Source organism: Glycomyces sp. MUSA5-2 (assembly GCF_037034145.1).
GTDB classification, from domain to species: Bacteria; Actinomycetota; Actinomycetes; order Mycobacteriales; family Micromonosporaceae; genus Glycomyces; species Glycomyces artemisiae.
Genome location: NZ_JBAGKG010000001.1, coordinates 640,576 through 664,861, shown reverse-complemented (window position 1 = coordinate 664,861; position 24,286 = coordinate 640,576). Strand labels below are relative to the sequence as shown.

The 24,286-nt window shown below is 70.0% G+C and carries 26 protein-coding genes; 20 read left to right on the top strand and 6 right to left on the bottom strand.

Going from position 1 to position 24,286, the window contains the following annotated elements; all coding sequences use genetic code 11:
• The first annotated feature begins 21 nt into the window (after positions 1 to 21).
• The 15 genes from rplV to WA640_RS03110 all read left to right on the top strand — a co-directional run bounded on the left by rplV (position 22) and on the right by WA640_RS03110 (position 8,721).
• Positions 22 to 495: a 50S ribosomal protein L22 gene (rplV, locus tag WA640_RS03180; protein WP_442904657.1), complete on the top strand. Its 474-nt coding sequence runs from the start codon at positions 22 to 24 to the stop codon at positions 493 to 495.
• Positions 495 to 1,304 (top strand): 30S ribosomal protein S3, encoded by an 810-nt coding sequence (gene rpsC, locus WA640_RS03175; RefSeq protein ID WP_106361884.1) that lies wholly within the window; start codon positions 495 to 497, stop codon positions 1,302 to 1,304. Before rplV ends, rpsC begins: the two co-directional genes overlap by 1 nt.
• Before the next feature lie 5 nt (positions 1,305 to 1,309).
• Complete coding sequence (rplP, locus tag WA640_RS03170) at positions 1,310 to 1,735, top strand: 50S ribosomal protein L16 (protein WP_106361885.1); 426 nt, start codon at positions 1,310 to 1,312, stop codon at positions 1,733 to 1,735.
• Between the two features lie 2 nt (positions 1,736 to 1,737).
• Positions 1,738 to 1,971 (top strand): 50S ribosomal protein L29, encoded by a 234-nt coding sequence (gene rpmC, locus WA640_RS03165; RefSeq protein ID WP_106361886.1) that lies wholly within the window; start codon positions 1,738 to 1,740, stop codon positions 1,969 to 1,971.
• Positions 1,968 to 2,237 (top strand): 30S ribosomal protein S17, encoded by a 270-nt coding sequence (gene rpsQ, locus WA640_RS03160; RefSeq protein ID WP_091053649.1) that lies wholly within the window; start codon positions 1,968 to 1,970, stop codon positions 2,235 to 2,237. Before rpmC ends, rpsQ begins: the two co-directional genes overlap by 4 nt.
• 12 nt (positions 2,238 to 2,249) lie before the next feature.
• Positions 2,250 to 2,615 carry a 50S ribosomal protein L14 gene (rplN, locus tag WA640_RS03155; RefSeq protein WP_091039823.1) on the top strand — a complete coding sequence of 122 codons (366 nt, stop codon included), beginning with the start codon at positions 2,250 to 2,252 and terminating at the stop codon, positions 2,613 to 2,615.
• Positions 2,616 to 2,618: 3 nt separating this feature from the next.
• Positions 2,619 to 2,933: a 50S ribosomal protein L24 gene (gene rplX / locus WA640_RS03150; protein ID WP_106361887.1), complete on the top strand. Its 315-nt coding sequence runs from the start codon at positions 2,619 to 2,621 to the stop codon at positions 2,931 to 2,933.
• Positions 2,933 to 3,502, top strand: coding sequence for a 50S ribosomal protein L5 (gene rplE / locus WA640_RS03145; RefSeq protein WP_106361888.1), 570 nt, complete (start codon positions 2,933 to 2,935; stop codon positions 3,500 to 3,502). Before rplX ends, rplE begins: the two co-directional genes overlap by 1 nt.
• A complete protein-coding gene (locus WA640_RS03140; RefSeq protein ID WP_030155111.1) occupies positions 3,502 to 3,687 on the top strand; it encodes a type Z 30S ribosomal protein S14 in 186 nt (61 codons plus the stop codon). The genes rplE and WA640_RS03140 overlap by 1 nt, the downstream gene beginning before the upstream one ends.
• 84 nt (positions 3,688 to 3,771) lie before the next feature.
• Positions 3,772 to 4,179: a 30S ribosomal protein S8 gene (gene rpsH, locus WA640_RS03135; protein WP_106361889.1), complete on the top strand. Its 408-nt coding sequence runs from the start codon at positions 3,772 to 3,774 to the stop codon at positions 4,177 to 4,179.
• A gap of 16 nt (positions 4,180 to 4,195) precedes the next feature.
• A complete protein-coding gene (rplF, locus tag WA640_RS03130; protein ID WP_106361890.1) occupies positions 4,196 to 4,735 on the top strand; it encodes a 50S ribosomal protein L6 in 540 nt (179 codons plus the stop codon).
• Positions 4,735 to 5,130, top strand: a complete 396-nt coding sequence (rplR, locus tag WA640_RS03125) for a 50S ribosomal protein L18 (RefSeq protein ID WP_106361891.1) — start codon at positions 4,735 to 4,737, stop codon at positions 5,128 to 5,130. The genes rplF and rplR overlap by 1 nt, the downstream gene beginning before the upstream one ends.
• Before the next feature lie 139 nt (positions 5,131 to 5,269).
• Positions 5,270 to 7,060 (top strand): glycoside hydrolase family 3 protein, encoded by a 1,791-nt coding sequence (locus WA640_RS03120; protein WP_335986021.1) that lies wholly within the window; start codon positions 5,270 to 5,272, stop codon positions 7,058 to 7,060.
• A gap of 218 nt (positions 7,061 to 7,278) precedes the next feature.
• Positions 7,279 to 7,971 carry a GH25 family lysozyme gene (locus tag WA640_RS03115; RefSeq protein ID WP_106362577.1) on the top strand — a complete coding sequence of 231 codons (693 nt, stop codon included), beginning with the start codon at positions 7,279 to 7,281 and terminating at the stop codon, positions 7,969 to 7,971.
• 57 nt (positions 7,972 to 8,028) lie between these two features.
• The gene (locus tag WA640_RS03110) at positions 8,029 to 8,721 is read left to right on the top strand and encodes a peptidoglycan recognition protein family protein (RefSeq protein WP_335986020.1); all 693 of its coding nucleotides are present in this window, start codon (positions 8,029 to 8,031) and stop codon (positions 8,719 to 8,721) included.
• Between the two features lie 61 nt (positions 8,722 to 8,782).
• Here WA640_RS03110 and WA640_RS03105 read toward each other — a convergent pair whose 3' ends face one another.
• On the bottom strand, positions 8,783 to 9,694 hold the full coding sequence (locus tag WA640_RS03105) for a MurR/RpiR family transcriptional regulator (RefSeq protein ID WP_442904656.1): 912 nt from the start codon (positions 9,692 to 9,694) through the stop codon (positions 8,783 to 8,785).
• Between the two features lie 69 nt (positions 9,695 to 9,763).
• Between WA640_RS03105 and murQ the strand changes: the two genes are divergently transcribed.
• On the top strand, positions 9,764 to 10,690 hold the full coding sequence (gene murQ, locus WA640_RS03100; protein ID WP_245888832.1) for an N-acetylmuramic acid 6-phosphate etherase: 927 nt from the start codon (positions 9,764 to 9,766) through the stop codon (positions 10,688 to 10,690).
• Between the two features lie 195 nt (positions 10,691 to 10,885).
• On the opposite strand, the gene WA640_RS03095 is transcribed toward murQ, so the two are convergent.
• A complete protein-coding gene (locus WA640_RS03095) occupies positions 10,886 to 11,839 on the bottom strand; it encodes an N-acetylglucosamine kinase (RefSeq protein WP_106361895.1) in 954 nt (317 codons plus the stop codon).
• A gap of 138 nt (positions 11,840 to 11,977) precedes the next feature.
• Here WA640_RS03095 and WA640_RS03090 point away from each other — a divergent pair, with 138 nt between their 5' ends.
• The 4 genes from WA640_RS03090 to WA640_RS03075 are packed head-to-tail and all read left to right on the top strand — an operon-like array spanning position 11,978 to position 16,218.
• A complete protein-coding gene (locus WA640_RS03090) occupies positions 11,978 to 12,910 on the top strand; it encodes a MurR/RpiR family transcriptional regulator (RefSeq protein WP_335986018.1) in 933 nt (310 codons plus the stop codon).
• Between the two features lie 54 nt (positions 12,911 to 12,964).
• Positions 12,965 to 14,359, top strand: coding sequence for an N-acetylglucosamine/diacetylchitobiose ABC transporter substrate-binding protein (ngcE, locus tag WA640_RS03085; RefSeq protein WP_335986017.1), 1,395 nt, complete (start codon positions 12,965 to 12,967; stop codon positions 14,357 to 14,359).
• 27 nt (positions 14,360 to 14,386) lie between these two features.
• Positions 14,387 to 15,310 (top strand): carbohydrate ABC transporter permease, encoded by a 924-nt coding sequence (locus WA640_RS03080; protein ID WP_335986016.1) that lies wholly within the window; start codon positions 14,387 to 14,389, stop codon positions 15,308 to 15,310.
• 8 nt (positions 15,311 to 15,318) lie between these two features.
• Positions 15,319 to 16,218 carry a carbohydrate ABC transporter permease gene (locus WA640_RS03075; protein ID WP_335986015.1) on the top strand — a complete coding sequence of 300 codons (900 nt, stop codon included), beginning with the start codon at positions 15,319 to 15,321 and terminating at the stop codon, positions 16,216 to 16,218.
• Between the two features lie 80 nt (positions 16,219 to 16,298).
• On the opposite strand, the gene WA640_RS03070 is transcribed toward WA640_RS03075, so the two are convergent.
• The 4 genes from WA640_RS03070 to WA640_RS03055 are packed head-to-tail and all read right to left on the bottom strand — an operon-like array spanning position 16,299 to position 23,991.
• Complete coding sequence (locus WA640_RS03070) at positions 16,299 to 19,829, bottom strand: PQQ-dependent sugar dehydrogenase (protein ID WP_335986014.1); 3,531 nt, start codon at positions 19,827 to 19,829, stop codon at positions 16,299 to 16,301.
• Positions 19,819 to 21,258, bottom strand: coding sequence for a glycosyltransferase family 2 protein (locus WA640_RS03065; protein WP_335986013.1), 1,440 nt, complete (start codon positions 21,256 to 21,258; stop codon positions 19,819 to 19,821). The genes WA640_RS03070 and WA640_RS03065 overlap by 11 nt, the downstream gene beginning before the upstream one ends.
• A complete protein-coding gene (locus WA640_RS03060) occupies positions 21,255 to 23,591 on the bottom strand; it encodes a glycosyltransferase (protein ID WP_335986012.1) in 2,337 nt (778 codons plus the stop codon). Before WA640_RS03060 ends, WA640_RS03065 begins: the two co-directional genes overlap by 4 nt.
• Entirely contained in the window at positions 23,527 to 23,991 is a 465-nt protein-coding gene (locus WA640_RS03055; RefSeq protein WP_335986011.1) for a GtrA family protein, read from the bottom strand. The genes WA640_RS03060 and WA640_RS03055 overlap by 65 nt, the downstream gene beginning before the upstream one ends.
• Positions 23,992 to 24,286: the final 295 nt, after the last annotated feature.

The following is a 24,286-nucleotide window of genomic DNA, read 5'->3' as shown; positions in this document are numbered from 1 at the left end:
AACGAACGAAGGATTAGAACGATGGCAACAGTGGAGCAGGAGGCTCCGAAGGCGCGCGCGGTGGCGCGGTACGTCCGCGTAGCACCCCGCAAGGCGCGCCGCGTCGTCGACCTCGTGCGTGGTCTGCCCGTGGACGAGGCCCTGACGACCCTGGAGTTCGCGCCGTTCAGCGCGGCCGAGGTCGTCTACAAGGTCATCGCGTCGGCTCAGGCGAACGCCGAGAACAACCTCGGTCTGGACCCGGAATCGCTCCTGGTGTCCGAGATCAAGGTCGACGAGGGCCCGACCATGCGCCGGTACCGTCCGCGCGCCCACGGTCGCGCCTACCGGATCAACAAGCGCACCAGCCACATCACCGTGGTGGTCGAGTCCGTCCAGGCCAAGGGCTCCAGCGCCGCTCCGTCGGTGCGCCGCCCCAAGGCCGCTACTGCGCCGAAGCCGGTCGAGGCCGACGCGGAGTCCACCGAGAACGCTGAGAAGGAGGAGACCGCCTAATGGGTCAGAAAATCCACCCGCACGGGTACCGCCTCGGCATCAGCGCCGACTGGACCTCGCGTTGGTACGCCGACAAGGAGTACGCCGAGTACGTCGGCGAGGACGTCAAGATCCGCAAGCTCATGACCCAGGGTCTGGAGCGCGCCGGGATCAGCAAGGTCGACATCGAGCGCACCCGCGAGCGGGTCCGCGTCGACATCCACACCGCCCGCCCGGGCATCGTCATCGGCCGCAAGGGCGCCGAGGCCGATCGCCTGCGCGGCAACCTGGAGAAGCTGACCGGCAAGCAGGTGCAGCTGAACATCATCGAGGTCAAGAACCCCGACATCGATGCGCAGCTCGTCGCCCAGGGCGTCGCGGAGCAGCTGTCCAGCCGGGTGAACTTCCGTCGCGCGATGCGCAAGGCCATCCAGTCGGCCATGCGCAACCCGACCGTGAAGGGCATCAAGGTGCAGTGCTCGGGCCGCCTCGGCGGCGCCGAGATGTCCCGTTCCGAGCAGTACCGTGAGGGCCAGGTCCCGCTGCACACGCTGCGCGCGAACATCGACTACGGCCTGTTCGAGGCCGCCACGACCTTCGGCCGCATCGGCGTGAAGGTGTGGATCTACAAGGGTGAGGCCACGCTCAAGGAGCAGGCCGAGCAGGTGCAGCGTCGTCGCGACGCCGGAGGCGACCGCGGTGGACGCGGCGGCCGCGGCGGTGCCGGCGGGGGTGCCCGTGGCGGACGCGGCCGTGGTGGCCGCGGGGCCGCCGCTCAGCCTGCGGAGGCCGCTGCCGCCGCGCCCGCCACTGAGAAGCAGGAGGGCTAAGCGACATGCTCATGCCACGGAAACCGCCGCGCGGTTACCGGAAGCCTCACGCTCCGAAGCGCAAGGGCAAGGCCACTCGCGGCACGAAGGTCTCCTTCGGCGAGTACGGCATCCAGGCGCTGGAGCACAGCTACGTGACCAACCGCCAGATCGAGTCCGCTCGTATCGCCATGACCCGCCACATCAAGCGCGGCGGCAAGGTGTGGATCACGATCTTCCCGGACCGTGCGATCACCAAGAAGCCCGCGGAGACCCGTCAGGGCTCCGGTAAGGGCTCGCCCGAGTTCTGGGTGGCGAACGTCAAGCCGGGCCGCGTCATGTTCGAGCTCTCGTACCCGAGCGAGGAGACGGCCCACGAGGCCCTTCAGCGGGCGATCCACAAGCTCCCGATGAAGTGCCGCATCGTCTCTCGTGAAGGGGCAGGTGAGTAGTGATGGCTACTGGTATCGACACCGGTGAGCTGCGCGAGCTCAACGAGAAGGAACTCCAGGCGAAGCTCGTGGAGAAGAAGGAAGAGCTGTTCAACCTGCGGGTCCGGAACGCCACCGGCCAGCTGGAGAACAACCACGAGCTCGGTCTGGTCCGCAAGGAGATCGCGCGGATCTACACCGTCATGAACGAGCGCCGGCTGGGCCTGAGCGCCGCGCCGGAGGAGGTTGAGAAGTGAGCGAGGAAACTCAGACTCGCGGTCGGCGCAAGGTGCTTGAGGGCCTGGTCGTCGGCGACAAGATGGACAAGACCGCTGTCGTCGAGGTCGAGGACCGCAAGAAGCACTCGCTGTACGGCAAGGTCATCAAGTCCAACAAGAAGTACAAGGCTCACGACGAGAACAACGAGGCCGGCATCGGCGACCGCGTCACCATCATGGAGACGCGCCCGCTGTCGAAGACCAAGCGGTTCCGCATCGTCGAGATCCTTGAGAAGGCGAAGTAGGGGGATCGGGACGTGATTCAGCAAGAGTCGCGGCTCAAGGTCGCCGACAACACCGGTGCGCGGGAGATCCTGTGCATCCGGGTGCTCGGCGGCTCCGGCCGACGCTACGCCGGTATCGGTGACACGATCGTGGCCTCCGTCAAGGACGCCACCCCGGGTGCCGGGGTGAAGAAGGGCGACGTCGTCAAGGCCGTCATCGTCCGCACGGTCAAAGAGACGCGCCGTCCCGACGGCACGTACATCAAGTTCGACGAGAACGCCGCCGTCCTCGTCAAGGACGGCGAACCGCGAGGGACCCGCATCTTCGGGCCGGTCGCCCGCGAACTGCGCGACAAGCAGTTCATGAAGATCATCTCCCTCGCACCGGAGGTGCTGTAAGAGATGAAGATCAAGAAGGGCGACCGAGTCCGCGTCATCGCGGGCAAGGACAAGGGCGCCGAGGGCCTGGTGCTGGAGGCGTACCCCGACCGCGAGCGCGTGCTCGTCGAGGGTGTCAACCGCATCACCAAGCACACCAAGGCCGGCCAGACGGCGCGCGGCTCGCGGACGGGTGGCATCGTCACCCAGGAAGCCGCGATCCACGTGTCGAACGTGCAGGTGCTCGACGCCGACAACCAGCCGACCCGCGTCGGCTACCGGTTCGGCGACGACGGCCGCAAGGTCCGCATTTCGAAGCGGACGGGTAAGGACCTGTAATGACTGACGTTGCAGAGAAGATCGAGCCCCGGCTGAAGGAGACCTACCGCTCCGACATCCGCCCGGCGCTCCAGGACCAGTTCAAGTACGCGAACATCCACCAGATCCCCGGTCTGACCAAGATCGTGGTGAACATGGGTGTCGGCGAGGCCGCGCGCGACTCGAAGCTCATCAACGGCGCCCTGGCCGACCTGGCCACGATCACCGGCCAGAAGCCGCTCGTGCGGCTGGCCAAGAAGTCGATCGCGCAGTTCAAGCTGCGCGAGGGCCAGGCGATCGGCGCGAAGGTGACCCTCCGCGGCGACCGCATGTGGGAGTTCCTCGACCGCCTGCTGGCGATCGCGCTGCCGCGCATCCGCGACTTCCGCGGGCTCTCGGACCAGCAGTTCGACGGCAACGGGAACTACACCTTCGGTCTCACGGAGCAGTCCGTGTTCCCCGAGATCGACCAGGACAAGATCGACCGGGTTCGCGGCATGGACATCACCCTGGTGACCACCGCGAAGACCGACGACGAAGGCCGGGCGTTCCTGAAGCTGCTCGGCTTCCCGTTCAAGGAGAACGACTAATGGCGAAGAAAGCCCTCATCGCGAAGGCCAAGCGGAAGCCGAAGTTCGCCGTGCGCGCCTACACCCGCTGCCAGAAGTGCGGCCGGCCGAAGGCCGTCTACCGCAAGTTCGGCCTGTGCCGCGTCTGCGTGCGCGACATGGCCCACGCGGGTGAACTCCCGGGCGTCCACAAGGCTTCCTGGTAACTCCAGGCCCATAGCTCCGATCGCCACAGGCCCCGCCGCGCTCCACAAGGCGGGGAACCGGGGTGAGAAAGGTAAACAACGCTAATGACAATGACCGACCCGATCGCAGACATGCTGACCCGTCTGCGGAACGCCAACCAGGCCTACCACGACACGCTGTCGATGCCGCACTCCAAGATGAAGGCCTCCATCGCGGAGGTCCTCAAGCAGGAGGGCTACATCGCCGACTGGCGCGCCGAGGAGCCTGAAGAGGGCAAAGTCGGCAAGACCCTGGTGATCGACCTGAAGTTCGGCGAGCGCCGCGAGCGGTCCCTTGCGGGCCTGCGCCGCGTCTCGAAGCCGGGCCTGCGGGTCTACGCCAAGTCCACTGAGCTGCCGCGCGTCCTCGGCGGCCTGGGTGTGGCCATCGTGTCCACGTCCCAGGGCCTGCTGACGGACCGCCAGGCTCGCAAGCGCGGCGTGGGCGGCGAAGTCATCGCCTACGTCTGGTAGCAGGAGGGTATTAAGCATGTCCCGCATTGGGAAGCAGCCGATTCTGGTGCCCTCCGGCGTCGACGTCAAGATCGATGGCGCGACGGTGACCGTGAAGGGCCCCAAGGGCCAGCTCAGCCGTGAGCTGCCCGAGCCGATCGGCATCGAGAAGAACGAGGACGGGACCGTCTCGGTCACCCGCCCGAACGACGAGCGCAAGTCCCGGGCCCTCCACGGCCTGGCGCGGAGCCTCGTCAACAACATGGTCGTCGGCGTCTCCGAGGGGTACAAGAAGTCCCTGGAGATCAACGGCACCGGTTACCGGGCGCAGGCCAAGGGCAAGGGCGTGGAGATGAGCCTCGGCTTCTCCCACACCATCCAGGTCGACGCCCCGGAGGGCATCTCGTTCACCGTCGAGAAGCCGACCCTGCTGCACGTCGAGGGCATCGACAAGCAGCTCGTCGGCCAGGTCGCGTCGAACATCCGTCGTCTGCGCCCGCCGGAGCCCTACAAGGGCAAGGGCGTCAAGTACGTCGACGAGCGCATCCGCCGCAAGGCCGGGAAGGCAGGCAAGTAATGGCGAGCAAACTCGAAAACCGCCGCCCGTCCGGCTCGATCTCCGAGCGCCGCCGGATCGGCAAGAACCGCCGCCACTTCCGCGGTCGCAAGAAGATCAACGGCACGGCCGCCCAGCCGCGCCTGGCGGTCTTCCGTTCCTCGAAGCACATCGTGGCCCAGGTCATCGACGACGTGCAGGGCCACACGCTGGCCGCCGCGTCGACGGTGGAGCCCGGTCTGCGCGCCTTCGAGGGCGACAAGACCGCGAAGGCCAAGGAGGTCGGCAAGCTGGTCGCCGAGCGCGCCAAGGCCGCCGGCGTCGAGGCCGTGGTCTTCGACCGCGGCGGCGTCAAGTACCACGGCCGCGTCGCGGCCCTGGCCGACGCCGCCCGTGAGGCCGGTCTGAAGTTCTAGTCCGCTAGGACCTGCAAGCCGGGCCGGAGCATTCGCTCCGGCCCGGCTTTTGTGGTGTCTGGGGTGATTTGGGCGGCCCCGGGGAGGGGGCGGGCGCGGGGGCCGGGACGGCCTGAGCGACCATGGGCGGGTGCGACCGGTGAAGCTCTCCCGAAAGACCGTGCTCCTGTCCAGCGTCACGGCCGCGTTCGCGGTCGTCGGCGGGGGAGCGGTGATCGCCGAGGCCACCGCGGACCGCGAGGACGAGCCCGAGGGGGACGAGCCGGTGGAGGAGACGACCGCGGACCCGGTGGGGGAGCTGCTCGCGTCGATGTCCTTGGAGGACAAGGTCGGCCAGCTGTTTATGGTGTACGTGCACGGCGAGTCGGCCGACACGGACGACCCCGACGCGGTCGCGTCGAACCGGGAGCGGCTCGGCGCCGACAACGGGGCCGCGTTCGTGGCGGCGTACCGGCCCGGCGGCGTCATCTACTTCGACTGGGCGAACGGCCTGACCGACCCAGAGCAGATCGCGCGGCTCTCGAACGGCCTCCAGGACGCCTCGGCGGTGCCGCTGCTCATCGCCACGGACCAGGAGTACGGCTCGGTGGTGCGCATCGGCGAGCCCGCGACGCAGTTCCCCGGCGCGATGCCGCTGGGCGCGACCCGGGACACGGGCGCGGCCGAGGAGGCCGCGCGGATCGCCGGGTCGGAATTGCGCGCGATGGGTCTGAACCACAATTTCGCGCCCGATGCGGATGTCAATGTGGACCCCGGGAACCCGGTGATCGGCGTCCGCTCGTTCGGGTCGGACCCGGACCTCGTGGCCGATTTCGCCGCTGCGCAGGTGCGCGGATACCAGGCCGGGGGCGTCGCGGTCTCGGCCAAGCACTTCCCGGGCCACGGCGACACCTCGACCGACAGCCACGTGGGCCTGCCGGTCATCACGCACACCGCCGAGGAGTGGGAGGCGGTCGACGCGCCGCCGTTCAAGGCCGCCATCGCGGCCGGAACCGACATGGTCATGTCCGCCCACCTGCAGTTCCCTGCTCTGGACGACTCGCTCAAGCCCGCGACGCTGTCGCCGCCGATCCTCACCGGGCTGCTGCGCGAGCGGCTCGGGTTCACCGGCGTCGTCGTCACCGACGCGCTCGACATGCAGGGTGTGCGGACCGAGTTCGGCGACGACCGCGTGCCGGTGCTCGCGCTCCTGGCCGGGGCCGATCTCCTGCTCATGCCCCCGGACTTCCCCCTTGCGCACCAGGCGGTCCTCGACGCCGTCGGGTCCGGGGAGCTCACTGAGGAGCGCATTGACGAATCGGTGCGCCGCATTCTCACACTGAAGCATTCACGGGGCATTGTGGACACTCCCGAGGTGGACGAGGGCGCGGCCGCGGGCGCCGTCGGCACCGACGCGAACCGCGCCGCGGCCCAGGACATCGCCGACCGCTCGATCACGCTCCTCGCCAACGACGGCACGCTGCCGCTCGCGTCCGGTTCGGTCCTGGTCACCGGCTGGGGCGAGAACACCACCCGGATCCTCGCATCGGCCCTGAGCGCCAACGGCTTCCAGGCCGAAGCCCACGTCACCGGCGACGAGCCCGACGCCGACGCCATCGCGTCCGCCACGGCCGCCGCCGCGGGCCGCGACCTCGTCGTGGTCGCCACCCGCAACGTCCGCGCCGGGTCCCCGCAGGCCGACCTCGTCGCCGCCCTCCTTGAGGGGGCTGCTCCCGTCGTCACCGCCGCGGTCGGCACGCCCTACGACGCCGCGCACCTGCCCGGCGCGAACGCGAGCCTCGCCGCGTACTCCTACGCGGCGCCCTCCCTTGCGGCCCTTGCCAAGGTCATCGCGGGCGCGGTCGAGCCGACCGGGACGCTCCCGGTCGACGTCCCCGGGGCATCAGGCGACGTCCTCTACCCCTTCGGCCACGGCCTCGGCTACCGCTAGCACGTTCACCGCCACGCAACGGAAAGTTATTTTCACAGGCTTGACTGTTCGTGGAACTTATCTCCATACTGGGGTCCAAGTGCCAAACCAGGCACTCCCCCCATTTGTGAGATCTCCTGACAAGCAGGGAGCATCGTGTGAACCTCTTCGCAACCCTCCGCACCCTCAGAAGACGCCACGGACTGCGCGCAGCGGTCGTGGTCCTCCTCTCCGCGGTCATGACCGCGACCGGACTCGCCGTCGCGAGCCCGGCGCAGGCCCAGGGCCTGGCGGGCATCGACGTCTCCAACTACCAGGGCTCCATCAACTGGACCTCGGTCAAGAACGCGGGCATCCAGTTCGCCTACATCAAGGCGACCGAGGGCACCACCTTCAAGGACGCCCGGTTCAACACCAACTACCCGGCCGCGCACGCCGCGGGCGTCATCCGCGGCGCCTACCACTTCGCGCGGCCCAACTCCTCCACCGGCGCGGCGCAGGCGACCTACTTCGCCTCGAACGGCGGCGCCTGGTCGGCCGACAACCTCACCCTCCCCGGCGCGCTCGACCTGGAGGCCCCGCCCTCGGGCGCGGCCTGCTACGGCCTGAGCACCACCTCGATGCGCAACTGGATCACGGACTTCTACAACACGTACAAGGCCCGGACCGGACGCGACATCGTCATCTACACGACCGCCTCGTGGTGGAACACCTGCACCGGCTCCTGGACCGGCATGGCCTCCAAGAGCCCCCTGTGGGTCGCGCACTGGGGCGCCTCGACCCCGTCGCTGCCCGCCGGATGGAACAACACCACGTGGACGTTCTGGCAGTACACGTCCACCGGGTCGGTCTCCGGCATCGCCGGGAACGTCGACCGGAACTACTTCAACGGCTCGACCGCGCGGCTCCTCGCGCTGGCGAACAACACCTAGTGCGACGCGCGGGCCGGGCCCACGAGGCCCGGCCCGCGACGTCCCGGGAGGCAGACCATGGACGACCACCGCATCCGCCGCCGGGTCCTGTTCGGGACCGGCGCCCTCATCGCAGCCGGCGCGACCGCGTACGGCGCAACGGCCGCGCAGGCCGAACCCGACGACTCCGTGAACAGCGACGGTTACTCAAGCAGCGCAGTCGAACCCGACATCGACGCGACGACCGTCTGGGGCGCGCGGCCCCCGAACGGCACCAACCCCGTGATCCAGGGGAGCCCCGCGAAGCTGATCGTGCACCACACGGTCTCCGCGAACACCGACGACTTCTCCCGCGCCCAGGCCCACGCCCACGCGAAGTGGGTGCAGGACCTGCACATGGACGGCAACGGCTGGCGCGACTCCGGCTACAACTTCGTGGTCAGCCGCGGCGGCTGGATCACCGAGGGCACCACCGGGAGCCTCGCGGCCCTGAGCTCCGGGCAGCGCTTCATCCAGGGCATCCACACCTCGGGCCAGAACACGACGGCCCTCGGCATCTCCAACGAGGGCGCCTACCACGACGGCGCCGAACCGCCCGCGGCCCAATGGGAGTCGCTGGTGACGCTCTGCGCGTACGCGTGCGAGCAGTACGGCATCCCGTCGAGCGAGATCTACGGGCACATGGACTTCAACTCGACCCAGTGCCCCGGCATCTTCCACGACCGGCTCCCGCAGCTGCGGGACGAAGTGGACGCCGCCCGCAGCTGGTAGTGAACCTGTAAGGCGCGCAAGCTGATCGCGCGCGGCGACGGTGACCGCCGCGCGCGATCGTTCACGTCCTGCGGTGCGACACCGCCGCGGCGGTGGCCGCGAGGGCCTTCGCGGTGCGCTTGCGCTGCTTGGCCGCGACCCCCACGAACAGGCAGTCGACGACCATGAGCTGCGCGATGCGGGAGACGGTGGCGCCGGAGCGGAACGTCGTCTCGCGCGCGGCGGTCGTGAGCACCAGGTCCGCGGTCTGCGCCAGCGGCGACCTGGCGTGGTTGGTGATCGCGATGGTGACGGCCTCCCGGTCGCGGGCGGCCTCCAGGAACTCCACGGTCTCGGTGGTCGCGCCGGAGTGGGAGATCGCGACGGCGACGTCCTTGGGCCCGGCGAGGGCGCTGGCGACGAGCGCGGAGTGGACGTCGGGCCAGCTGAAGGCCACGGACCCGATGCGGTGCAGCTTCTTCACGAGGTCGGCGGCGACGATCCCCGAGGCCTCGACGCCGAACACGTCGATGCGCCCGGCCGCGGCGAGCGCGTTGACGGCGGCCTCGCAGGCGGCCGTGTCGAGGGCGTTCGCGGTGTCGGTGATCGCGCCGACGTCGGCGTACGAGATGGTGGCGATGATGCGGGACATGTCGGCGCCGGTGGGGATGTCGCCGCCCGCGATCTCGCGGTCGGGTCCGTCGCCGGTGCCGATGACGGCCTGCGCGGCGCGCATGCGCAGCTCGCGGTGGCCGGCGAGGCCGAGGGAGCGGCAGAAGCGCACCACGGTCGCCTCGGAGGTGCCCGCGGCGCGGGCGAGTTCGGTGATGGTCCGCGTGGAGGCGGCCTCGGGCTCGCGGATGATCTCTTGGGCGACCTTGGTCTCGGCCTTCGAGAGGGAAGGCAGGACCGACTTGATGAGCACCAGGAGGTTGGGCGCGTCGGTGCGGCTTGCTGGCATGACGTCACGGTACACCCGCGGGCGATTCGTCACGGTGCGGTGCGATTCTTCATTTGAGCCTCGATGGGTGAAATTTTACTTCATTGCGCTACGCTCGCAACTGTGAGTGAACCGACCGAGCGCCTCGAAGCGCGAACCCTGTTGGCAATGCTGGCGACCGAGCGCGCCGACCCGCGGTACGCGGGGATCGAGGGCCTGTCGACCCTCGACCTGGCGCGCACCATGAACGAGGCCGACGCGAGCGTCTCCGCCGCCGTCGCCGCGGTGCTCCCCGACGTGGCCGCCGCGATCGACGCCGTGGCCGACCGGCTCGCCAAGGGCGGGCGGCTGCGGTACGTCGGGGCCGGGACGGCCGGGCGGATGGCCGTCATGGACGCCGCCGAGTGCCCCCCGACGTTCTCGACCGACCCGGAGCTGATCAAGGCGATCATCGCGGGCGGCAAGGCCGCCGAGGGCGGCGCGGTCGAGGGCACCGAGGACGACGCGGCCGCGGGCGAGGCCGCGATGGTAGCCGACGGCATCGGCCCGGCCGACGCGGTCGTGGGCCTGGCCGCGAGCGGCCGCACCCCCTTCGTCGTCGCAGCGGTCCGCGAGGCCAGGCGGCGCGGTGCGCTGACGGTGGGGCTGTCGTGCAACACGGGCACGGTGCTGTCGGAGGCGGCCGAGCACCGGATCGAGGTCGAGGTGGGGCCGGAGGTCGTGGCCGGGTCGACGCGGCTGAAGTCGGGGACGGCGCAGAAGTTCGTGCTCAACATGGTGTCGACGATCAGCATGGTGCGGCTCGGGAAGGTCTACCGGAACTACATGGTGGACATGAAGGTCGCGAACCAGAAGCTCGCCGCGCGCGCGGTGCGCATGATCCGCGAGATCACCGGCGCCGGCTCCGAGGAGGCCGAGGCCGCCCTGGCGGCCGCGGGCAACCGCGTGAAGACCGCGGTGGTGATGCTCGAACTCGGCATCGGCGCCGCGGATGCGGAGGCGAAGCTGGAGCTGGCGGACGGGAGGCTCTCGGGGGCGCTGGCGGCTTGAGGGCACGCCAGCTCGGGCGCGGCCTTCGGCCGCCCCCGGTTCAACTGTGCCTGCGGGGTACGACATCCGCCGGCCGCGGCGGCATTCGGGTACGCCGCGTCGGCGGGTGAACGGCGCCGCCCCCGGTTCGACTGTGACTGATGGGTGTGACAGTCGCGGCGGGGGCGGCGGTTTCGCGGTGGGAGTCGTGCGTGTCTAGCGCCAGGCGAGCTGGCGGTGGAGGCGGACGCGTTCGGCCGGGTCGGTGACGAATGCGCTGGCGGCCATCCAGGCGGCGCCGATGGCGGGATCGGTGGCCTTGCTGATGCCGGCCTTGGGGTAGACCAGCCGGAAGCGCTCCTGGAGGAGCGCGGCGATGGGGGTGGGTCGGGTCAGGAGGCTGCCGGCCATGACGATCGGCAGTTCGCGGTCGACGACGTAGGAGACCGATTCGGCCAGGTGGCCCACGGCCCGCGCGACGATCGACTCGGCGACCGCGTCGCCGCCGTCGGCGGCCTCGCAGACCAGGGCCGCGAAGCGCGACAGGCGGACGGGCGGGTCCGCCATGCACTTGGCGACGAGCGCGCCGGAGCGGCGCTTGTCGGGGGCGATGGCGGCGATGATGGCCTCGACGAGGCGTCCGCCGGGGCCGTTGCCGTCGATGTGGCGCAGGGCCGCGCGCACGGCCTCGCGGCCGAGCCAGAACCCCGAGCCCGCGTCGCCGAACAGCCAGCCGTAGCCGTCGGAGCGCAAAGCCGGGGTGCGGTCGCGGATCGCGAACGCCACCGCGCCCGTCCCGGAGACGATCACGGTCCCGTCGGCGGCCGAGGACCCGGCCGCGAACGCGATGACCGCGTCCGAGACCACCTCGACCTCGCAGGCGGTCGCGAAGCGCCGCTTGAGGTCCGCGGAGAGTTCCCGCACCTCCTCGGTCAGCGACAGCGCGCCCGCGGTGCCGACGCACACCGAGCCGACCTCGGCCGGGTCGATGCCGCCGAGGGCCCGCTGGAACGCCAGGGCCATGTTGGACAGGGCGATCTCCCGGTCGCCGCCCACCGGATTGGCCGGTCCGGACGCGCCGGTGCCGAGCTGCGCGCCGCTCTCATCGATGAGGACGGCGCGGCTGCTGGTCCCGCCGGCGTCAAGGCCGACGGCGAGTCTTGCATGCATGTATGAGGGTCCTCGCTTCTCGCGCTACCAGCAGTATCCGCTCTAGGTGCAAACCAGTAAAAAAAATTCTCACGAACTTGACACGAGTGTGGCATAGGTAATAGTTTTTCTTGAATCCACCTCCCGAAAGGGTCACCCATGGACCGAACCCGGACAGAAGCCCCGCCCGCCTCAGCGGATGCGGGCGTCCTCGAACGGATCCGCTTGGGCGCGAACGACCTGTCCGAGGCAATGTCCAAAGTGGCCGACCAGGTCTTGGCCGACCCCGAAGCCGCGGCCCGGGCGACGATCATGGATCTCGCCGAGCTGTCGGGCACCTCCCCAGGAACCATCACACGATTCTGCCGTCACCTCGGATACGACGGTTACGCGGCCCTCCGGGTCGCCATCGCCACCGAGACCGGCAGGGCCTCGGCCAGGCACGAGACCGGCTGGGACGTCAACATCGGCCGCGAGATCGGCCCCGAGGACCCGCTCGACCGAGTCCTCAAGCAGCTCATCACGATCGACGCCGCGATGCTCCGCGGCACCATGGACCTCCTCGACCTCGCCGCCGTCGAGCGCGTCGCCGCCAGCGTCGCGGACGCCCGCCGCGTCGACGTCTACGGCGTCGGCTCCAGCGCCATCGTCGCCCGCGAGCTCCAGATGGGCTTCTACCGCACCGGCGTCGCCGCCTGGGCCTGGACCGAGGTCCACGACGCGCTCGCCAGCGCCGCGATCCTCGGCCCCGGGGACGTGGCCATCGCCGCCTCCATGTCGGGCACCACGGTGGAGATCGTGGAGATGCTCTCGGAGGCGGGGAGCCGCGGCGCGCTCACGGTGGCGCTCACGGCGTTCCCGGACTCGCCGATCGCCGAGATCGCCGACGTCGTGCTCGTGTCCGCGTCCCGCCAGACCGGACACCGCGCGGACCTGCTGGCCGCCAGGCACTCCCAGCTGCTGGTGGCCGACCTCGTCCACATAGCCGTCGCGCAGCGGCGCTTCCCGGAGGCCAGCGAGGCCCTGGAATCGCGTGCGCGAGCCGTGGTCGGCCACCGACCGACGCCGCGGCCCCGGAACGGCGCCGGCTGACCGCCCGACCGATCTGCACCAACACCCTCTACCCCCAACTCAGGAGCGAAACCCATGAGGACAACCCGCCCGATATTCAACCGCCGCAACCTGCTCGGGGCCACCGCCGCCGGACTGGCGGCCTCCTCGCTGGGCGCGTGCGCGACCAGCGGCAGCGACGACGACGCCGAGGAGGTGACGGTCGGCGACGACGCCGAGAACCCGTTCGGCGTCGACCCGGCCGCGCCCCTTGACGTCGTCATCTTCGACGGCGGCTTCGGCAACGAGTACGCCGTCGCGCACCAGGCGATCTACAACGAGGCGTTCCCGGACGCGGAGATCACGCACCTGGCGACGCAGGCGATCGCCGAGACCCAGCAGCCGCGCTTCGCCGAGGGCAAGCCCGCCGACGTGCTCGACAACTCGGGCGCGCAGCAGATCCCGATGGACTCCCTCGTCTCGGACGGGGAGCTGGCGGAGCTGACGCCGCTGCTCGACGCGCCCTCCTACGACGACCCGTCGGTGACCGTGCGGGACACCCTGCGGGACGGCGTGCTCACCTCGGGCACGTTCAACGGCGAGGTGTACGCGCTGAACTACGTGTTCTCGGCGTGGACGGTCTGGTACGACGCCAAGCTGTTCCGCGACCAGGGCTGGACGCCGCCGACGACGTGGGAGGAGATGCTCGCGCTCTGCCCCGTGATCAAGGAGGCGGGGATCGCGCCGTGGACGTACGCCGGGCAGCACCCGGTGTACCTGTACGACCTGCTGCTCATCCTCGCGGGCCGCCACGGCGGCGTCGAGGTCATCAAGGCGATCGACGAGCTCGAACCCGACGCGTGGCGCAACGAGTCGATGGTCAAGGCCGCCGAGGCGCTCGCGGCGCTCTACACCGAGGGCTACATCCTCGAAGGCACGCCGGGCATCGACCACATCCAGTCGCAGACGGCATTCAACGAGCGCAAGGCCGCGTTCATCCCGTGCGGGTCGTGGCTGCCGAACGAGCAGGCGTCGATCGCGCCCGACGACTTCGAGTACATGCCGATGGGCGTGCCGCCGTTCGAGGGCTCGGTGCAGCCGGGCCTGATCAGCGCGGGCGGCGACGAGCCGTTCGTGGTGCCGAAGAACGCCACGAACCTGGCGGGCGCGTACGAGTACCTGCGGATCATGCTCTCCAAGGAGGGCGCGCAGATCTTCGGCGACACCGTGCAGGCGGCGACGATCGTCAAGGGCGTGGAGCTGGACAACCCGGCCGCCAAGGCGACCGACGCGCTCGTGTCCAATCCGGACGACCTGTTCCAGCCGCAGTTCCGGTTCTGGTACACGAAGATGAACGAGGAGGTCCGGCCCGCGCTCGGATCGCTGCTGTCGGGCGAGTCCACCGCGGCGGAGTTCATCGACCGGATGCAGACCGTGGCCGACGAGACGGCCGCCGACGACACCATCGAGAAGTTCCACCACGAGGACTAGGTCCGCAGCGAGAGGAGGGCCTGGGTCGTGAAGCACGGCAGGTACCCGTTCATCCTGAGTTTCCTGGCGCTGCCGGTGGGACTCTACGCCTGGCTGGTGATCCTGCCGTTCGCCCAGGCCTTCCAGATCTCCCTGACCGACTGGTCGGGGTCGAGCAACTCCTTCAACTACATCGGGTTCGACAACTACGTGAACCTGTTCAAGGACGAGCGGTTCGTCCTGCCCGCGCTGCGGCACACCGGGATCATCCTGGTGGTGCTGCCGGTGGCGACGATCGCACTGGGCCTGTTCTTCGCGTTCATGCTGAACCTCGGCGGGCGCAGCCGCCAGGGCCGCATCGAGGGCGTGGCGGGCTCGCGGTTCCACAAGGTCGTGTACTTCTTCCCGCAGGTGCTGTCGGTCGCGATCGTCGGCATCCTGTGGAAGCAGGTGTACGCGCCGGAGAACTTCGGCGGGCTCATCACCGGGACGCTCTCGGCGATCGGGCTGCCGTCGCCGGTGAACGGGTTCCTCGCGGACAAGCGGTTCGTGCTGGCGGCCGTCATCGGAGTCCTGGTGTGGAGCGCGGTCGGGTTCTACCTGGTGTTCTTCTCCTCGGCGATGGCGTCGATCCCGCGCGACATCTACGAGGCGGCGATCATCGACGGGGCCGGGCGGTTCCAGATGTTCTTCAAGATCACGCTGCCGCTGCTGTGGGACTCGGTCCAGACCGCGTGGATCTACCTGTCGATCGTGGCGCTGGACGTGTTCGTGCTGGTGTACCTGATGACGCCGGAGCAGGGCGGCCCCGACACGGCGAGCGAGGTCGTCGGCGGCGTCATCTGGAAGTACGCGTTCAAGCACGGCGAGCAGGCGTTCGCGTCGGCGATCGGCGTGGTCCTGTTCTTCGCCGCGCTGTCCCTGGCCGTGGTGTCGCTGCGGTTCGGCCGCCGCGAGCAGATCGAGTACTGAGGTTCGACATGGCAACCGAGACCCCCGTCAAGCCCCCGGCCGAGGCCCCCGCGAAGTCGCGCGCCTCCGGCGCCCCTCGCGAGGGTGCCGTGCTCAACTTCTTCTCCCAGGGCTTCCTGTGGCTGTGGTCGCTCATGGTCATCGTGCCCGTGGTGTGGATCGTGATGTCCTCGTTCAAGACCACGCGGGAGATCGCGTCGGCGCCGCTGGCGCTGCCGGAGTCGTTCCACTGGCAGAACTTCGCGAACGCGTGGACGAACGGGCACATCGGCGCGTTCTTCCTGAACACGCTGCAGGTCATGGTCTTCAGCGTCACCGGGACGATGCTCCTGGGCGCCATGGCCGCGTACGTGCTGGCCCGATACCAGTTCTTCGGGAACCGGATCATCTACTTCGGGTTCGCCGCGGGGATGATGTTCCCGGTGTTCCTGGCCCTGTTCCCGCTGTTCAAGACCCTCGGGAACGTGGGCCTGCTGAACACCTACACCGGGCTCATCATCGTCTACATCGCCTATTCGCTGCCGTTCACGGTGTTCTTCCTGACCGCGTTCTTCCGCACGCTCCCGACGGGGGTCGCGGAGGCGGCGATCGTGGACGGCGCCGGGCACTACCGGCTGTTCTTCCAGGTGATGCTGCCTATGGCGAAGCCGGGCCTGATCGCGATCACGATCTTCAACATCATCGGGCAGTGGAACCAGTTCCTGCTGCCGCTGGTCCTCATGGGCCGCAACCCCGACGACGCGGTCATCTCGCAGGGCCTGGCGAACCTCGCGATGCGCCAAGGGTACGAGGGCGACTCGGGCGCGCTGTTCGCCGGGACCGTGCTCGCGATGATCCCGATCTTCATCGCGTACGTGCTGTTCCAGCGCCAGATCCAGGAGGGCCTGACGGCCGGGGCCATCAAGTAGGAGTCCGCCGCCCGGAACGCCCCCTTCGCGTCCCGAGCGGCGGTCGGCGCCGGGGGCTTCCGCAGACCCCCGGCGCCGGTCTATGACACCGCCACCGAGTCGAACACGGCCGCACCGGGATCGGACCCGTCGTGCGAGGTGACGAACAGGCCCACCACCGCACTACCCGCCAGCTCGACGGTGCCGAACGCCGACCAGACCTCGCCGTCGGGCGACCACGAGGCCGTCACGGTGTCGCCGGTCCGGCTGAGCCGCAGCCACATCGGGGCGCCGTCGCCGGCCCCGGCGGTGTCGGTGTCGAACCCGGACTGGAGGTGCACGCCGTTGCCGGGCGTCACCGCCAGCAGCGCGTAGTCGGCGCCCGCTTCGGGCGAGGACTTGACCATGACCCCGGCCTTCGCCCAGTCGTCGGTGTCCTCCTGCGAGAGCACGCGCGCGGTGATCTGCCCGTCGCCGTCGAGCGGCTGGTGGCAGTAGTGGAACTGGTCCGCGTCACCCCAGACGTCGTCCCCGGCGCCGACGATCGTCCACGTGCCTCCAGAGACGACCGCGTCGCCGGGCATCCGCGGCGCGCCGACGTCCTCGCACGTCCACGGCTCCGGGACCTCCGGTGCGGCATCGGATATCGCGATCGAGTCGAACACGGCCGTGTTCGATGCGCTCCCGTCGTGGGAGGTCACGAACAGCCCCACGGTCGCCGGGCCCGCGAGCGTGGCGGCCGCGAAGGGCTCCCACGCCAGGCCGTCGGGGGAGTGGTACGCGGTGACCTGCGACCCGTCCCGGACCAGCCGCAGCCACACGGGCGCCGCGGTGTCAGGACCGTCCACATCGGTGTCGAACCCGGTCTGGAAGTGCACGCCTTCGGCGGCCGTGGCCATGGCCGCCGCGTACGGGGAGCCCTCCTCGGCCGCGGATTTGATCATCACCCCGGCCTTCGCCCAGTCGTTCGTGTCCTCCAGCGACGCGACCCTCGCGATGATCTCGCCGTCGCCGTCGAGCGCCTTGTGGCAGTAGTGGAACTGGTCCGCGTCGCCCCAGATGTCGTCCCCGGCGCCCCTGAGCGCCGCGGTCCCGTCCGGATTGAACGCCGCCGAGCCCGCGATGGCCGGAGCGCCCACGTCCTCGCACGTCAGCCCCGGGTCCGCCGCCGCGACCTCGACCGAGTCGAAGACCGCCGTGGAGAACTGCGTGTTGTCGTGCGCGGTCGAGAACAGCCCCACCTGCGCGTTCGCCGACATCGGCACCGTGGCCGACCCGATGACGGTCCACGTCTCGCCGTCCTCCGACAGCTCGGCGGTGAACTCGTCGCCCGCGCGCGTCAGCCGCAGCCACGCCGCGCCCTCGGTGTACGCGAAGCCGCCGCCGTCGGTCCCGAAGTCCGCCTGGAAGTGCGCGCCGTGCTCAGGCGTCACCGCGACCGCGGCGTACGCCGCGCCCTCCTCGGCCGACTCCTTCACCATGATCCCGGCCTTCGCCCACGGGTTCGTCGCCTCCTGCGCGGTCAGCCGGGCCGTGATCGACCCGTCCCCGATCAGCGGCCGGTGCACGAAATGGAACTCGTCGGTCTGGTCCCAGACGTCCCAGCCCGCGCCCGTCACCGTGAACTCGCCGTCCTCGAAGCTGCTGAGCCCCAACTGGGTCCGCTCCCCGATGTCCGTCGACTCCCACGGCGCGGGCGGGTACGGCAGCTCGTCGAACGCCGCCGTCACCGACACGTCCTCGTCCGGCACGGTGAACACGTGCTGCTGCTCCGCGCCCGTCGACCAGCCCGCGAACGCGAACCGCGACCCGTCCGCGTACTGCGGTGACTCCGCGCCGAGCACGTACTCGGTGCCCACGACCATCCGCTTCACCGCCGTCCCGTACGGCCGCCCGTCGAGCGTGAACTCCAGGCCCGGCGGGTCCGTCCCGATCGACACCTCCACCGTGTTCGGGTGCACGTCCACATAGGCCGTATCGGTCAGGCCGCCGGAGTCCGTGGCCGTCACCGTGATCCGGTAGAACGTGTTGTCACCGCCGTGCGGCGCCCGCGGGATCTCGATCTCGCCTGAAGCGCCTTCGGCCGGGCCGTAGAACGGGTGCACGTGGTCGGCGTGGTGGAACTGCACCGTCCACGACAGCGACGCCGCCCCCAGCTCCCCGTCCTCGGGGTCGGTCGCCGCACCCGAGAACGCGATCACGTCCCCGCCGTCGTACGTCAGGCCCGCTTCGGGCGTCAGCACCACCGCCTCCGGCCGCGTATTGCCCACCTGGACCTCGACCTGGGCGTGCGCCGTCTTGTCCCCGTCCGAGACCGTCAGTACCGCCTGGTAGACCCCGTCCTCGGTGTACGTGTGCACCGGGTCGGCCTCCGTCGAGCCCTCTCCGTCGCCGAAGTCCCACGAATAGGTGAGGCCGTCCCCGTCCGGGTCGTTCGACCCCGCCGACGAGAACGCCACCTCCAAAGGCCCGTAACCGGAGTCGGGCGACGCCGACGCCTTCGCCACCGGCGTCCGGTTCCCGCCCGAAGGCGCGATCCGGTACAGCTCGCCGGGGTAGATGTTCAACTGGTACAGCGCCCCGTCCGGCCCGGTCCGGAGCTCGACCGGCGTGCCCGCGGCCAGGTCGAAGTCGTGCACCCCGACCACGGTCTCGAACGCCGCGTCCATCTCCAGGTACTTCACGAACCCCAGCGTGTAGTCCGCGAAGAACACCGCGTCCTCGTACTGCTCGCCGAGCAGCCCGCCCTCGTAGACCTCGACCGACGAGATCGAGCCCGCGCTCGCGGGCGGCGCCGTGTGCGGGTAGGCGTACACCGGCTGCGCGTACGGGCAGTCCTCGCACACCCCCTCCACGTGCGGCCACCCGTAGTTCGCGCCGCGCTCGATGAGGTTCAGCTCCTCCCACTCCGAGCCGCCCACGTCCCCCGCGAGGATCTTCCCCGCGTTCGGTCCATTGGGGACGAAATCCCACCGGAACGAGTTCCGCAGTCCGTACGCCCACACCGACGGCTCCGCCCCCGGCGTGTCCACGAACGGGTTGTCCGCCGGGATCGAGCCGTCCGGGTTGATCCGGTGCATCTTCCCGTGCACGTTCCCCAGGTTCGGCGGGTTCTGGTTGTTCGTGTTCATCCCGAGCGTCCAGTACAGCTTCCCGTCCGGGCCGAACTTGACGCTCCCCGAGTGGTGGAACACGTTCGCGTCCTGGTGCGACTGGATGAGCACCAGCTCCGAAGCCGGGTCGATCTCGTGCCCGCTCATCGTGAAGCGGCTCAACCGGTCCAGGTTGTCCGCCGCCGTGTATCCCACGTACACGTAGCCGTTCGACGCGAAGTCCGGGTCCAGTTCGAAACCCAGCAGCCCCCGCTCGTCCGACCCGGCCGTCGCCAGCTCGATCAGCGGGTGCTCGTGCAGCTCCCCGTCGTGCACCAGCTCGATGTCGCCGTTCTTCTCCGCCACCAGGATGTCCCCGTCGGGCGTGAACCGGAACGACGTCGGCTCCTCCAGGCCGCCCGCCACGAGCAGCTTCTCGAACTCCTCCGGGGGCGCCGCCGTCGCCGCCCCCGGCGCCACCAGCAGCGCGGCGCCCACGACGGCGCCGGCGGCCAAGCGGCCCAACCTCTTACCGAGCATGTACGACTCCCTCGTCGACCTCGTCGGACTGGTCCAGCCCGTGGACCGTCAGCTCCCAGAAATGGCGCTTGCTGGGCCGCAGCAGCTGCCCGAACGCCTTGTACGCCGCCACGCTCATGAGCCCCCAGTACAAGGGGACCGTGAGCATCGCCCGCACCGCCGCGTACAGGCCGCGCTTGAGGCAGCCGAGCATGAGCGCGTAGCACATGAGCGCATTGCCCGCGATCATCGCGAACATGCCGCCGTAGAGCACCGCCGGCGGGAACAGCGGCTCCATCCACTGCGGCCCGAACACGAAGTACGACAGCGTCATCGCCCACATCAGCGGGTTGACGAGCGTCGTCACCGTCGAGAACCCCAGCGTCAGGTGGATCGCCAGGGTCTTCCTCGTCCCCAGCTCCCGCCACAGCTTCAGCGGCTCCCGCGAGTGCACCAGCCACGTCTGGAGGTATCCCTTGATCCACCGGCTTCGCTGGCGGATCCAGTTGCCCAGGCGGGAGTTCGCCTCCTCCTCGGTGACCGAGACGATCATCCGCACGTCCCAGCCGCGCCGGGCGATGCGGATGCCGAGGTCGGCGTCCTCGGTGACGTTGAACGGGTCCCAGCCGCCGAGGTCGCGCAGCGCGTCGATCCGGAAGTGGTTCGACGTGCCGCCCAAGGGGATCGCGAGCCGGTGCCGGTCCATGCCGTGGAGGGTGAGGCTGAAGTTCGTGGCGTACTCGGCCGAGAAGCACGTGGTCAGCCAGTTCGTCCACGGGTTCCAGTACTGGAGCTCGGCCTGCACGCACACCACCCGGTCGGGGAGCACCCGGAACGCCAGGGCCGCCTTGCGGAGCTGGTCAGGGTCGGGCCGGTCCTCGGCGTCGAAGATGACGCACAGCTCGCCGGTGGCCTGGGCCAGGCCCACGTTGCACGCCTTGGGCTTCGTCTTCGGCACCGAGTCGGGGACGACGACCGTGCGGAAGGTCCGCCCGGGCCGCTGCTGCGCGATGGCGGCCCGGGTCTCGCCGTCGTCGGCCTCCACGAGCAGGAGGATCTCCAGCTTCTCGGGCGGGTAGTCCATTGCGGACAGTCGGCGGACGAGCCCGGGGACGACCGCGGCCTCCCGGTACAGCGGCACGAGGACCGTGTACCGCGGCAGCTCGGCGTCGGGGAACGTCTCCAGCGCACCGGGTTCGAACCGCATGGCGGTGGAGCGGCCGGAGCCGAGCACCATCGCGAGCTTGAACCCGATCACGGCCAGGTACAGGACGATGAGGGCGAACATGCCGCCCTGCGCCCATTGCAGCGGGCTCGGCCCGAACCCGGTGAGCAGGTCGACGGCGATCGCCGCGGCGACGAACCCGACGAGGGCGAGCGCGAGGGCGGTCTGGCCGGTGGAGAGGAGCCGCTGGGCGCTGAGGCCCGCGGGCGGGGCGTCGGGGTTCACGCGGCACCGTCCTCGGCGCGGTAGACGAGCCGGTCGCCCTCGTCGTAGACGAGGTCGTAGTCGTCTTCGAGGGTCTCGGTGCCCCACAGGGCCTCCCAGACGTCGTCCTCGGAGCCGGGCGTCGCCCGCATGTAGATCCACTCGACCCCCGCGGCGCGCGGGTCCGCGAGGGCCTCCTCCCAGATCCGGTACGAGCCTTCGTAGATGAGCGAGCCGGTGGGCACCTGGGACTCGAACGTCACGGACTCGTTCTCGAACGACATCATGAGCGTGGTCCCGCCGTCGTGGTGCTCGCGCAGCCAGGCGGAGACGGCGGCGTTGTCGGCCTCCCAGCCGCTGGCGCGGTACTCGACGGCCTCGTCGAGCGTGACGGCGCCGCCGACGGCGAGGGTCGCCCCGGCGACCGCGGCCCCGGCGAGGGCCCCGGCGGCGATGCGCCGGCCCGGCAGGAGCGGCACGAGCCGCCCCACGAGGTACCCGGCGAAGACCGCGGCGGGGATGAGCATGATGAGTCCGAAGCGGACGTTGTAGAGCGCGCCCATGACCTCCCTGACGTGGAGGGGCCGCTCGCCGGTGTACAGGGCCCACACGAAGAACGGGATGAAGACGAGCATCGCGTAGGGCACGAGCCGCCTCGATCCGAGCCGCTGCTGCACCGCGTAGAGGACGAGCCCCGCGACTCCCAGTGCGGCCGTGGCGATCCCGAGGTTGTGGAGCGAGGCGAGGCCGTAGGTCTCCATCGCGGTCGGCAGCGACCCGACGTTGGCCTCGCCGTCGGCGACCCACAGGGACGAGTCGGCGTACTCGCCGGACTTCCAGTTCATGGCGTCGCCGAAGATCGCGAGGTTCCACGCCAGCCAGCCGAGGACCCCGGCTCCGGCGACGAACCCGAACACGACGAGGGAGCCCTCGGTGTGCGCGTACCTGCGGTGGCGGCGCAGCGCGGTGTACGCGACGATCGCGGCGGTGACGGCGAAGAGGATCCAGCCCTCGTAGCGGGTCAGGGTCGCGGCGAGGACCGCGCCGGAGGCCAGCGACAGGTCGCGGATGCGCCCTCCGGTGCACCACTCGTGGAGGTAGTGGAGGGCGGTGATCGCGCACGCGAACAGCAGCAGCTCGGTCATGGCCGTGGCCTGGAGGTACAGCACGTTCGGGTTGAGCGCGAAGAGCCCCGCGGCGGTGAGGCCCCCGGCCCAGTGGCCCGAGAGCGACCGGGCGTGGGCGAACAGGAACCGCACCGAGACCACATAGGACGCCATCGAGACGGCGGCCCCGGCGAACCCGTTGAGGTACAGCCCCTCCCACAGCGACAGCGGCGCTGCGAGGAGGTGCGGGAGCGGGAGCCAGACGCCGCCGAGCTGGGCGAGCCCGGCGGTTGGGCTGTCGACGACGCGCCTGGCGATGAGCAGGTGCGAGTTGGCGTCCTTGTACGCCAGCAGGTACCCGTGGTCGGCGAAGTAGAGGTACGCGGCGACCGCGACGGCGACGGCCGCCAGGGCGACCAGGGCCGCGCCGGGGTCCTTCGGGGCCGCCAGGCGCCGGGCCCAGCCGAGGCGGCGGGCGTCGCGCACCATGTGGCCGTAGACGACCGCGAGGCTCACGAGGGACTTGACGACGACCGACAGGCGCGCCCCGGTCTGCTCGCCGTGCTCCCTCGGGTAGTGCTCGACGGGGTGCTCGACGATGCGGGCACCGTCGCCGGAGATGCGGCACAGCAGCTCGGGGGAGATCGCGGCGGCCTCGCCGGACAGGCGCAGGTCCTGGAGGAGCGAGCGGTCGATGAGCTTGTACGCGCAGTCGACGTCGCGCCCGGGGACCCGCAGCAGGGTCTTGCACAGGAGGGTCCACACCTTGGCGTTGAGGCGGCGGCGCCACGGGTCGGCGCGCCTGCGGCGGTAGCCGATGACGGCGTCGGCGCGCTCCTCCTTCTTGCGCTCGCGCAGGCGGACCAGGTCCTCGGCGCGGAACTGGCAGTCGGCGTCGGTCAGCAGGATCTCGCGGAACCCGGTGCGCCGCAGGGCGGTCTCCAGTCCGGTGCGCACGGCCGCGCCGTAGCCCTGGTTGCGCTCGTGGTGGACGGCGATGACGCGTCCGGGGTGAGCGGCGGCGAGCCGGTCGATGATCGCGCCGGTGCGGTCGTCGCTGCCGTCGTCCACGACGACGACCGCGTGCGGAACGCCTTCGCGGACAAGGGTCGACAGGAAGTCCTGCACGGTCGAGGCCACGTTCGCCTCTTCTCGGAAGGCGGGCATGACCACGGCCACGCCGTCAGTCGGCGGCGGCGCCGCCGTTCGGACCGGGGAGTGCTGCGGCTGGTCGGCGATGATCGTCAAGGGAATCTCCATAGTGGTCGGTGGCGGAAGCCTTGCGGCGGAAGACGAGGTGGTCGCTGGCGAGGTAGGTGAGCAGGGCCCCGGCGCCGACCCCGGCGGCCGCGGCGGCCACCGGCGGCAGGAACGCCGCGACGAGGGCGTACACGCCCGTGTTGCAGGCCAGGCTCACCGCGACGGTGGCCTGGAACGAGAGCCAGCGCCGGGCCCAGGGGGCGCGCGGCGTCCGGCGGTCGGCCCAGGTGACGTAGGTGGACAAGAGGAAGTTGACTTGGGCCGAGGCGAGGAACCCGACCGCGTTGGCGAGCGGGCCGGGCGCACCGGAGCCCTTCAGTGCCAGGAGTATCCCGGCTTGAATTGCGAAACAGGTGAGGCCGACACCTGAGAATCGGGCGAGTCGCATCAATTGCGGCCGGAGCCGACGCATTCGATAAGCCTCCTGAAGGCACGACGGATAAGCGCATCGACTCTTCTTCAATGGAGTGTCGTGCGTTCGGCGATTCGGGTTGTGGTGACCAGACTACAGGCGGTTGAGCTGGCCATGTGGTCCGTCGTGGCTGGACCGCGACCACGGTGCGTCACTTGGGGGTTGGCAAATGTCCAGTTTGAGTGATTACGTGATTACACACGTCTCACGCGTATCCGATTGATTCGAACAAGTCGCGATTACATTTCCCCGGTGACTGTCGTGTAGTTGA